Below are 9,501 nucleotides of genomic sequence, written 5' to 3'. Positions count from 1 at the left end.
CCCCCCCCGGGGGGGCCCCCCCCCCGCGGGCCCCCCAGCGTCCACCCCTGGAAGACTCGAATCCCCGGCCCCGTCCAATCCCCGGCCGCGTCCGCTCCGAACACCCCGGCAGCGCCCCCCGCGCCTGGCGGGGTACGGGGGGCGCACCCGCCCGCACGAGAGGAGCCGCAGGTGGACGAGACGACCCGGACGCGCCCGCACTGCCTGGTCACCGGCGCCACCGGCTACATCGGCGGGCGCCTGGTGCCCGAACTGCTCGCCGCCGGGTACCGGGTGCGCTGCCTGGTCCGCGACCCGCTCCGGCTGCGGGACCAGCCCTGGCGGGCCGACGTGGAGGCCGTCACCGGGGACGTCACCCGCCCCGAGACCCTGCCCGCGGCCTTCGACGGCATCGACGCCGCCTACTACCTGGTCCACTCCCTGGGCACCGGGCCCGGCTTCGAGACCCGGGACCGGCAGGCCGCCGAGGCCTTCGCCGAGGCGGCCGCCGCCGGCACCCGGCGCATCGTCTACCTCGGCGGACTGCTGCCCGCCGGGGTCCCCGAACCGCACCTGTCGGCCCACCTGCGCTCGCGCGCCGAAGTGGGCCGCGCCCTGCGCACGGGCGGCGTCCCCACCGCCGAACTGCGGGCCGCGGTGATCATCGGCTCCGGCTCGGCCTCCTTCGAGATGCTGCGCCACCTGACCGAACGGCTCCCGGCGATGGTCACCCCCCGCTGGGTCGACACCCGCATCCAGCCGATCGCCGTACGCGACGTGCTGCGCTACCTGGTCGGCGCCGCCGCCTTGCCCCCCGAGGTCGACCGCACCTTCGACATCGGCGGGCCCGACGTGCTCACCTACCGGCTGATGATGCGCCACTACGCCGAGGTCGCCGACCTGCCCCGGCGCCTGATCGTGCCGGTGCCCGTGCTCTCCCCGCGCCTGTCCAGCCACTGGGTGGGCCTGGTCACCCCCGTACCGGGCTCGCTCGCCCGCCCGCTGGTGGAGTCGCTGCGCCACGAGGTGGTGTGCCGCGAACACGACATCGCCCGCTGGATCCCCGACCCGCCCGAGGGCCTGACCGGCTTCGACCGGGCCGTGGAACTGGCCCTGCGGCGCATCCGCGACGCCCAGGTCTCCACCCGCTGGTCCTCCGCCTCCCTGCCCGGCGCGCCCAGCGACCCGCTGCCCACCGACCCCGACTGGGCCGGCGGCAGCCTCTACCAGGACCTGCGCCGGCGCCGGGTGGCCGCCGACCCGGCCGCGCTGTGGCGGGTGGTGGAGGGCGTCGGCGGCGAGAACGGCTGGTACTCCCTGCCGCTGGCCTGGGCCCTGCGGGGCCGTCTGGACCGCCTGGCCGGCGGCGTCGGCCTGCGCCGGGGCCGCCGCGACCGCCACCGGCTGCGGGTCGGCGACGCGCTCGACTTCTGGCGGGTCGAGGAGATCGAACCCGGACACCTGCTGCGGCTGCGCGCCGAGATGCGCCTGCCGGGCCTGGCCTGGCTCGAACTCCGCGTGACGCCCGACGGCGACGGCGGCGCGCTCTACCAGCAGCGGGCGCTGTTCCACCCGCACGGACTGGCCGGCCACCTCTACTGGTGGTCGGTGGCGCCCTTCCACGCCCTGGTGTTCGGCGCCATGGCCCGCAACATCACCGAACGCGCCCGACCCGCCGCCCGACCCGCCTGACACCCGACCCGCCGCCTGACACCCGCACCCGCACTCCACCGCACGAGGCCCCCGATGAGCACCGCCGTCGTCCTGTTCACCCAGGACCTGCGCCTGCACGACAACCCCGCCCTGCACGCCGCCCGCACCCGCGCCGACCAGGTCGTCCCCCTGTTCGTCCTCGACCCGGCCATCGCCCGGGCCGGCTTCGCCGCCCCCAACCGGCAGGCCTTCCTCGCCGAGAGCCTCGCCGACCTCGACCGGGCGCTGCGCGCCGCCGGCTCCCGCCTGGTCCTGCGCCACGGCGACCCCGCCGAACAGGCCGCCCGCCTGGCCGCCGAGTGCGGCGCCGACACCGTCCACACCAACGCCGGCGTCTCCGCCTTCGCCACCCGCCGCGAACACGCCCTGCGCCGCGCCCTCGGCGAGCGCCTGCACCTGCACGACGCCGCGCTCACCATCGTCCCCGCCGGCCTCGTCACCCCGGCCGGGCGCGACCACTACGCCGTCTTCACCCCCTACCACCGCGCCTGGCAGCAGGCCCCCCGGCGCACCGTCCTGCCCGCCCCGCGCACCCTCGCCACCCCCGACGGCCCCGCGAGCGCCCCGCTGCCCGCCGCCCCCGCCGGCACCTCCCCGGGCCGCGCCCCCGGCGGCGAGAGCGCTGCCCGCCGCCGCCTGCGCGCCTGGAACCCGGACGCCTACGAGCAGTTGCACGACGACCTCGCCGCCGACGCCACCTCCCGCCTCTCGCCGTACCTGCACTTCGGCTGCCTGTCCGCCACCGAACTCGCCCACCGCGCCGGGAAGTCCGACACCCCCGGCGCGGCCGCGCTGGTGCGCCAACTCGCCTGGCGCGACTTCCACCACCAGGTCCTCGCGGCCCGCCCCGACGCCGCCCACGCCGACTACCGCCCCCGCCCCGTCCGCTGGTACGACGACGAACGCGAGCTCCAGGCCTGGCGCGAGGGCCGCACCGGCTACCCGATCGTCGACGCCGGCCTGCGCCAACTCGCCCACGAGGGCTGGATGCACAACCGGGCCCGCCTGCTCACCGCCTCCTTCCTCACCAAGAGCCTGCGCCACCACTGGCGCCCCGGCGCCGCACACTTCCTCGCCCTGCTCGTCGACGGCGACCTCGCCAACAACCAGCTCAACTGGCAGTGGGCCGCCGGCACCGGCACCGACACCCGCCCCAACCGCGTCCTCAACCCGCTGCGCCAGGCCGACCGCTACGACCCCGACGGCGCCTACGTGCGTCGTTGGGTCCCCGAGCTCGCCCACCTGCCCGCCCGCGCCGTCCACCGCCCCTGGGAGCTCGCCGAGCCCCCGGCCGGCTACCCGGCGCCCCTGCTGCCCCCCGACGCCCTCGGCACCCGCCTGCGCGAGAGCGGCTGAACCGCCCTCGCCCTCACCCGCACTCATCCGCCCTGACCCGAAACTCACCCGAGCTCACCCGAACGGCGTAGCACCGCGTCCGCTCCCGCGCGGGCCCCACCCGCCTCCCGTTGGATGAACCTGCGGCCCGGCCGCCCCCGACAGGCCGCCCCCGGCAGGCCGCCCCACCCCCGGCGTACCACCCGAAGGAGCAGGAGCATGCCCATCTCCAGGACCCGCGACGGCGTCGAGATCTTCTACCAGGACTGGGGCAGCGGACGCCCCGTCGTGTTCATCCACGGCTGGCCGCTCAACGGCGACGCCTGGCAGGACCAGCTGAAGGCCGTCGCGGACGCCGGCCTGCGGGCCATCGCCCACGACCGGCGCGGCCACGGCCGTTCCGCCCCGGTCTACGGCGGCTACGACTTCGACACCTTCGCCGACGACCTCGACAGCCTGCTCACCGGGCTCGACCTGCGCGACGTCACCCTGGTGGCCCACTCGATGGGCGGCGGCGAGCTCGCCCGCTACATCGGCCGCCACGGCACCGGGCGGATCCGCTCCGCCGTCCTGCTGTCGGCGATCACCCCGTCCATGCTGCAGGGCCCCGACAACCCGCACGGCGTGCCCGGCAGCGTCTTCGACGACCTCAAGGCCGGCATCCTCACCGAGCGCTCCCAGTTCTGGCAGGACACCTCCGTCGGCTTCTTCTCCGCCGACCGCCCCGGTTCCCGCGCCACCCAGGGCAACCGGGACGCGTTCTGGTTCATGGCGATGCACCAGACCATCGAGGGCGGCGTCGACTGCGTGGACGCCTTCGGCTACACCGACTTCCACGAGGACCTGGCCAAGTTCGACATCCCCACCCTGATCGTGCACGGTGACGACGACCGGATCGTCCCCGTCGAGGCCACCGCCCGCCGGGCCGCCCGGATCATCCCCGGCGCCGTCCTGAAGGTGTACGAGAACGGCTCGCACGGCATCGCGATGGTCCCCGGCGACAAGGAGCGCTTCAACGCCGACCTGCTGGAGTTCCTCAAGCGGTGAGGGCGCCCCAGGGCAGCTTCAGGGCGCGCGGTGCAGGGACAGCGCCGTGACGTCGTCGCGGCTGCGGCCTCCGCTCCAGCGGCGGGCCTCGCGGTCCAGGGCCTCGGGCAGCAGGGCGGCGGGGGCGGTGGCGAGGGCGGCCAGGCCCCGCTCGACGGGGTAGAACGCGCCGGTGGCGTCCTGGGCCTCGGTGATCCCGTCGGTGAGCAGCACCAGCACGCCGTCCTCGGGCAGCGCGAACCACCGGACGGTGCGCACCTCGTCGGTCAGCTCCGCCAGCCCGAGCGGTACCCCGGCCGGCAGCGGTACGGCCTCGACCCGGCCGCCGTGCAGCAGGTAGGGGGCGAGGTGGCCGCAGTTGACGGCCTGCACGTCCGCGCCGCGCTCCACGCCCAGCACGGTCGCGGTGACGAAGCGCTCGCTCTCGCCGCCCTGCACCGCGTACGCGTTGTGCCGCTCCACCGCCGCCTCCAGGGCGTCCGCGACGCCGGTCAGCGCCGGCTCCCGGAAGGCCGCCTCCCGGAAGGCGCTCAGCACCGCGAAGCCCGCGCCGATCGCCGGCAGGCCCTTGCCCTGCACGTCGCCCACCAGCACCCGGGTGCCGTACGGGGTGTCGGCGACGTCGTACAGGTCGCCGCCGACCAGGGCGTCCTCCTCCACCGGCCGGTACAGCCCGTACAGCTGGACGTCGGGGGTGAGCACCGGCAGCGGGCGCAGCAGCTGGCGTTGCAGGGCGACGGCGGTCTGCCGCATCCGGAACAGCTCCCGCTCGCGCCGCACCCGTCGTGTGCACAGCCCGACCACGGCCGCCTCGGCGCCGACCACGCCCACCAGGGTGCCCACCCGGGCGGCCAGCGAGGACGGCGGGAACAGCACCGTGCTGACCGCCACGACCCCGGCCACCCACACCGAGGCCGCGACCGTCTGCGCGACGGTGCCCAGCCCCGCCAGCAGGGCGGGCAGGAACACCAGCAGCAGCACCAGCCGGGCGCTGGTGCCGCTCGCCGCCTGGGCGAGCAGCACCACCGCGGTGGAGGCCAGCACCCCCAGCACCACCGCCCGGTTGCCCGGCGCCCGCGTCCCCCCGTCGTCCCGCTCCGCGCTCCCGTCCGCGTCCGCGCCGCCCACCCCGCTGTCCTCTCCGCCGCCTCGCCGTCCCCCCAGGCATACCGGCGGCCCCACCCGGCCGCCAGCGCAGCCCGCCCGGACGGGCGAGCGCCCGCCCGGGAGCGCCCGCCCGTGCCCCGGCCGTCAGGCTGCCCGCCGCCCGGGCGTCAGGCGCAGGTGCTGTCCGCGCAGAGCTGCCACGGCTCCCAGGAGACGAACCGGTCCACCTCGGTGGTCCGCCACGAGCGGTCGCGGTTCCACTCGCGGACGGTCACCCGCAGCCGCCCGTCCGGCAGTTGGACGATCGAGGTCGGCGCGCCCAGGCCCGCGTTGGGGTCCGGCAGCCTGGGCAGCTGCCGCACCGGGCCCCAGGAGTCCTGGGCGTCGACGTCCTGGCTGCGCACCTCCATCGCCGCGTTCGTGCCGGCGCCGGAGGCGAAGGCGTGCAGCCGGCCGTCGCGTTCCCTGAAGAGCGTGAGCCCGCCGTGGTAGGGCGGCGGTGACAGCTCGAAGTTCTCGGTCGGGGTCCAGGAGTCGCCGGGCGCGGGCAGGACGGTGTGGCAGAAGCCGCCGTAGGAGGCGAAGAACACCTCCAGGCCGCCGGCGCTGTTCTCGACGGCGCTCACCTGGTACAGCTTCGGGCCCACGGGGGTGGCGCTGACGCGCTCCCAGCCGCCGTAGGCGCCCCCGGGCGCGTCCTGGGAGCGGTGCCAGACGAAGGGCAGGAGGGAGGCCGCCGAACTGTCGTAGAACTGCTGGAACTGTTCGGTCCGCCCGTCGGAGCGCGGCGTCTCCAGCAGGGTGTTCGGGAGGGCGGTACTGGCCAGGCCCTGGGCGGCCGCGTCGGCCCCGCACCCGGCGGCGACGCCCGGCGAGGGGGCGGTGCCCGCCGTGGTCGTCGTGGCCCACGCGGTCGTCCCCGCGAAGGCCACGGCCAGCACACCCGACAGCACGGCTTGCGGAAGTCTCCTGTACACGGTCGGTGAACCTCCCCATTCGGTAACGGAAAAGGAGTGCCCGGCAGGGGAGTCGGCCGCTTCGCCGGCCCCTCGCGCGGGACCGGCACATTCTCGTGCACCGGCGGCGGGGCGGACAGGGCGCCTGCGGGGCGGCCGGACGCGATCCGGCCGAACGGCGGCCCGCCCCGGCGGCGGGGGAAGGCCGGCCGGTCCGGGGGCGACAGGTCAGGCGGTCGGCAGGTCCGGGGCGGCGTCACCGCGGGGACGGCCGCGGAACAGCTCGTCCAGGTGGTGGGTGAGGATCGCCAGCGCGGCGTCGCCGGTGCGCTGGCCGCCGAGCACGCTGGAGCCGAGGCCGTTGACCATGGCCAGCAGCCCGGCGGCGGTCATCTCCGGGTCCCTGGCGGGGTCGATCTGCCCGGCCTGCTGGGCCGTGCGGACCTGCTTGGCGAGGAAGCCCTCCAGCAGGTCGGGCTGGGGCGTCCCGTGCTTCTCCACCAGCGCGGGATCGCTGAGCACCAGCGTGTAGTAGGCGGCGTAGGTGCGGGTGATCCGGCGGCTCTCCGGGTCGGTGGGCAGGATGCTGGACAGGACCGCGGTCACCAGGCCGCGCGGCGTGGGCGGGGTGGCGGCCGCGGTGATCCACGCCGCCATGCGGGCCTGGAGCTGGGCGCCGAGCCGCTCCAGCGCGTCCAGCAGCAGCCCCTCCTTGGTCGTGAAGTAGTACTGCACCAGCCGCAGGGAGACGCCCGCCTCGGTGGCGACCGCCCGCATGCTGGCCGCCTGCAGCCCCTGGGTGTCGGCGATGCGCAGCAGTGCTTCGGCGATCTGCCGCCGGCGTTCCTCGTGATCGACCCGCGCGTTCATGTGCGACCTCCCTGGTACACCCGTATCATGCCGTGATACACATGTATCATGCGAATCAGCCAGTTCAAGAACGACCAGGCCGGGGACCGGTTTCGCGCCGCCTACGAGCGGGCCCTGACGGAACTGTGGCCCGGGCCTCGGACGGCGCTGGACCTCCCGACCGCGTTCGGGACCACCCGCGTCTACCGGACCGGCCCGCAGCACGGCGAGCCGATCGTGCTGCTGCCCGGCTCGGGCGGAAACGCACTGATGTGGCACCGCTACATCGACACGCTGGCCCGCCACCGCCCGGTCATCGCCGTCGACACGGTCGGCGAACCGGGCGCGAGCGTGCAGAGCGCCCCGATCGCCGACGGCCGGGACGCGGCCGCCTGGCTGGACGAACTCCTGGCCGCACTGGAGGTGACGGACGCCCAGGTCGTCGGCTGCTCCTACGGCGGCTGGCTGGCGCTCCACCACCAGATCCACCACCCCGGGCGGGTCGCCTCCCTCACCCTGGTGGACCCGGCGGGCTTCGCCGACATGGGCGCCCGGTTCTACGCCTGGGTGATCGCCGGCGGCCTCGCCGCCACCGCGCCGCGGGCGCTGCGCCCCCGGCTGGCCCGCCTGGTCGGCAACAGCGCCATCCTGGAATCCGAACTGATGGCCCTGATGCGCGCGTCGATGGGGTTCCGCCGCGCGCTCCCGGTGCCCCCGGTCCTGTCCGACGAGGAACTGCGCCGCCTGGACGTCCCCGCACTGTTCCTGCTCGGGGAGCGCAGCGCCATGCACGACGCGCACGCGGTCGCCGAGCGCCTCGGCCGCCTCGTGCCCTCGGCCCGGACGGAGATCGTGCCCGGCGCCGGCCACGCCCTGCCGACCGACCGGCCGGACCTGGTGGCCGACCGCGTCCTGCACCCCGCCGGGCGGTAGCGCCACCGACCGGCCCCGGGGGCTCCCGCTGCGCACCGTCCCGCTGACGGAGCACCACGTGAACCGCGCCGAGCCCGCGCCGAGGCCCGTCGAGCCCGCGCCCGCGACCGGACGAAAACCGGTTGCGGGCGCGGCCGCACGCCTGCGACCGTACGGCTCCCGCCAACGACCCCTCCACGAGGCCCCGATGACCATCTACTTCTACGGCGCCGACGAAGCCCCGCACGGCTGCTTCTCCAACTTCTCCCCCCACCCCCTCCACCTCGACGGACACCTCTGGCCCACCTCCGAGCACTACTTCCAGGCCCAGAAGTTCGCCGGCACCCGCCACGCCGACCTCGTCCGCCGCGCCCGCACCCCGCTGCGCGCCGCCGAACTGGGCCGCGACCCGGCCGGACCGCTGCGCCGCGACTGGGAGCGCGTCAAGGACGACGTGATGCGCCGGGCGGTGGCGGCCAAGTTCCGGGAGCACCCGGACATCCGCGCCGTCCTGCTCGCCACCGGCGACGAGGAACTCGTCGAGGACACCGGCACCGACCACTACTGGGGGCGCGGACGCACCGGCACCGGCAGGAACATGCTCGGCCGCATCCTGATGCGCACCCGCACCCGGCTGCGCGCCGAGTTCCCCGCCGGACCCGCCGAGCGGGCGTGACACCGCAGCTCACCCGCAGGCGAGTTGACGGAACGTCAGGACGAGGGGGCCGCCGCCATCAGGTCGTGCAGCAGGTCGGCGCCCAGGCCCAGGCCGGTCTTCGACTCGTCGGGCAGGTGGTAGTCGCGGTACCAGTCCGCGGGGGCCTCCGGGTGCGGGCCGCTGACCGCCACCCGGCCGGCGCCGTAGGGGGCGGTGACGGCGGCGGCGCGGCCGTTGGAATAGCGGGCCAGGACGTCCACGCCCGGGCCGTCGACGTCGAAGTACGGGCCGTCCTGGAAGTACATCCGCTGCGGGCGGCCGCGCCAGGCGACGTCGACGAGGCGGTCCTGCTCGTCGGTGACGGTCGCCCCCCGGGAGTGGATGTACTGCCCGGAGTCGCCCGGCAGGAGGTCGTAGCCCGGGTCGCCGGCCAGGTAGCCGCCCATGCACAGGCCCAGGTAGCGCCCGCCGCCCCGGACGAAGTCGCGCACCAGCTCCGGCGAGAAGCCGGGGTCGCGCTGCAGCAGGCCCCACGCGGTGCTCACCTCCTGCCCGTTGGTGCCGCCCGGCTGCACGTACAGCGCGGCGCCGGCCAGCACGCCCGCGCCGAAGCGCAGCCGCTCCTCGGGCCCGACGTAGCGCACCGCGAAGCCGTCGCGCTCCAGCAGCTTCCGTGCCGCCTCCGGGCAGCCCTCGCAGGCCGCCGGGCCCCGGTAGACCAGCGCGAGCGGCCGCCCGTCGGCGGCGGCGACCGCGTCGTCGGCCGCGCCGTCCGGCACGGGGGAGGCGCCGCAGGCGGACGCCGTCAGCAGCGCCGCCGCCACCGCCAGGGCCGGGGGGGGGGGGGCCGGGCCCCCCCCCCCCCCCCCCCCCCCCCCACCCCCCCCCCCCCCCCCACACCCCCCCCCCCCCCCCCCCCCGCCCCACCACAACAACCGCGCCGCC

The 9,501-nt window shown here is 76.3% G+C and carries 9 protein-coding genes; 5 read left to right on the top strand and 4 right to left on the bottom strand.

The window, feature by feature from the left end; translation table 11 throughout:
• Positions 1-171: 171 nt before the first annotated feature.
• From ACFV6I_RS22915 to ACFV6I_RS22905, 3 genes are all read left to right on the top strand, one after another.
• Positions 172-1,671 (top strand): SDR family oxidoreductase, encoded by a 1,500-nt coding sequence (locus tag ACFV6I_RS22915; RefSeq protein WP_380427339.1) that lies wholly within the window; start codon positions 172-174, stop codon positions 1,669-1,671.
• 54 nt (positions 1,672-1,725) lie between these two features.
• The gene (locus ACFV6I_RS22910; RefSeq protein ID WP_380427337.1) at positions 1,726-3,048 is read left to right on the top strand and encodes a cryptochrome/photolyase family protein; all 1,323 of its coding nucleotides are present in this window, start codon (positions 1,726-1,728) and stop codon (positions 3,046-3,048) included.
• Between the two features lie 198 nt (positions 3,049-3,246).
• Positions 3,247-4,074 carry an alpha/beta fold hydrolase gene (locus ACFV6I_RS22905; protein WP_380427335.1) on the top strand — a complete coding sequence of 276 codons (828 nt, stop codon included), beginning with the start codon at positions 3,247-3,249 and terminating at the stop codon, positions 4,072-4,074.
• A gap of 18 nt (positions 4,075-4,092) precedes the next feature.
• On the opposite strand, the gene ACFV6I_RS22900 is transcribed toward ACFV6I_RS22905, so the two are convergent.
• The 3 genes from ACFV6I_RS22900 to ACFV6I_RS22890 form a co-directional block, all read right to left on the bottom strand.
• Entirely contained in the window at positions 4,093-5,202 is a 1,110-nt protein-coding gene (locus ACFV6I_RS22900) for a PP2C family protein-serine/threonine phosphatase (protein ID WP_380427333.1), read from the bottom strand.
• A gap of 146 nt (positions 5,203-5,348) precedes the next feature.
• On the bottom strand, positions 5,349-6,158 hold the full coding sequence (locus tag ACFV6I_RS22895; protein ID WP_380427331.1) for a hypothetical protein: 810 nt from the start codon (positions 6,156-6,158) through the stop codon (positions 5,349-5,351).
• 207 nt (positions 6,159-6,365) lie between these two features.
• Positions 6,366-7,007 (bottom strand): TetR/AcrR family transcriptional regulator, encoded by a 642-nt coding sequence (locus ACFV6I_RS22890; RefSeq protein WP_063352894.1) that lies wholly within the window; start codon positions 7,005-7,007, stop codon positions 6,366-6,368.
• 48 nt (positions 7,008-7,055) lie between these two features.
• Between ACFV6I_RS22890 and ACFV6I_RS22885 the strand changes: the two genes are divergently transcribed.
• Both ACFV6I_RS22885 and ACFV6I_RS22880 read left to right on the top strand, forming a co-directional pair.
• Entirely contained in the window at positions 7,056-7,919 is an 864-nt protein-coding gene (locus ACFV6I_RS22885) for an alpha/beta fold hydrolase (RefSeq protein WP_380427329.1), read from the top strand.
• Positions 7,920-8,106: 187 nt separating this feature from the next.
• Positions 8,107-8,574 (top strand): NADAR family protein, encoded by a 468-nt coding sequence (locus ACFV6I_RS22880; protein WP_063352891.1) that lies wholly within the window; start codon positions 8,107-8,109, stop codon positions 8,572-8,574.
• A 35-nt stretch (positions 8,575-8,609) separates the two neighbouring features.
• On the opposite strand, the gene ACFV6I_RS22875 is transcribed toward ACFV6I_RS22880, so the two are convergent.
• The gene (locus ACFV6I_RS22875) at positions 8,610-9,380 is read right to left on the bottom strand and encodes a BPL-N domain-containing protein (protein ID WP_380427327.1); all 771 of its coding nucleotides are present in this window, start codon (positions 9,378-9,380) and stop codon (positions 8,610-8,612) included.
• Positions 9,381-9,501 lie beyond the last annotated feature (121 nt).

This window comes from Kitasatospora sp. NPDC059803 (assembly GCF_042732255.1).
Taxonomy (GTDB): domain Bacteria; phylum Actinomycetota; class Actinomycetes; order Streptomycetales; family Streptomycetaceae; genus Kitasatospora.
Note: the sequence above shows the minus strand (reverse complement) of the source record. Positions and strands in the feature narration are given on the sequence as shown.

Coding starts and splice junctions, on each gene's coding strand:
- ACFV6I_RS22910 (WP_380427337.1), top strand. CDS start 1,726: ATGAGCACCGCCGTCGTCCTGTTCACCCAGGACCTGCGCCTGCACGAC.
- ACFV6I_RS22905 (WP_380427335.1), top strand. CDS start 3,247: ATGCCCATCTCCAGGACCCGCGACGGCGTCGAGATCTTCTACCAGGAC.
- ACFV6I_RS22890 (WP_063352894.1), bottom strand. CDS start 7,007: ATGAACGCGCGGGTCGATCACGAGGAACGCCGGCGGCAGATCGCCGAA.
- ACFV6I_RS22885 (WP_380427329.1), top strand. CDS start 7,056: ATGCGAATCAGCCAGTTCAAGAACGACCAGGCCGGGGACCGGTTTCGC.
- ACFV6I_RS22880 (WP_063352891.1), top strand. CDS start 8,107: ATGACCATCTACTTCTACGGCGCCGACGAAGCCCCGCACGGCTGCTTC.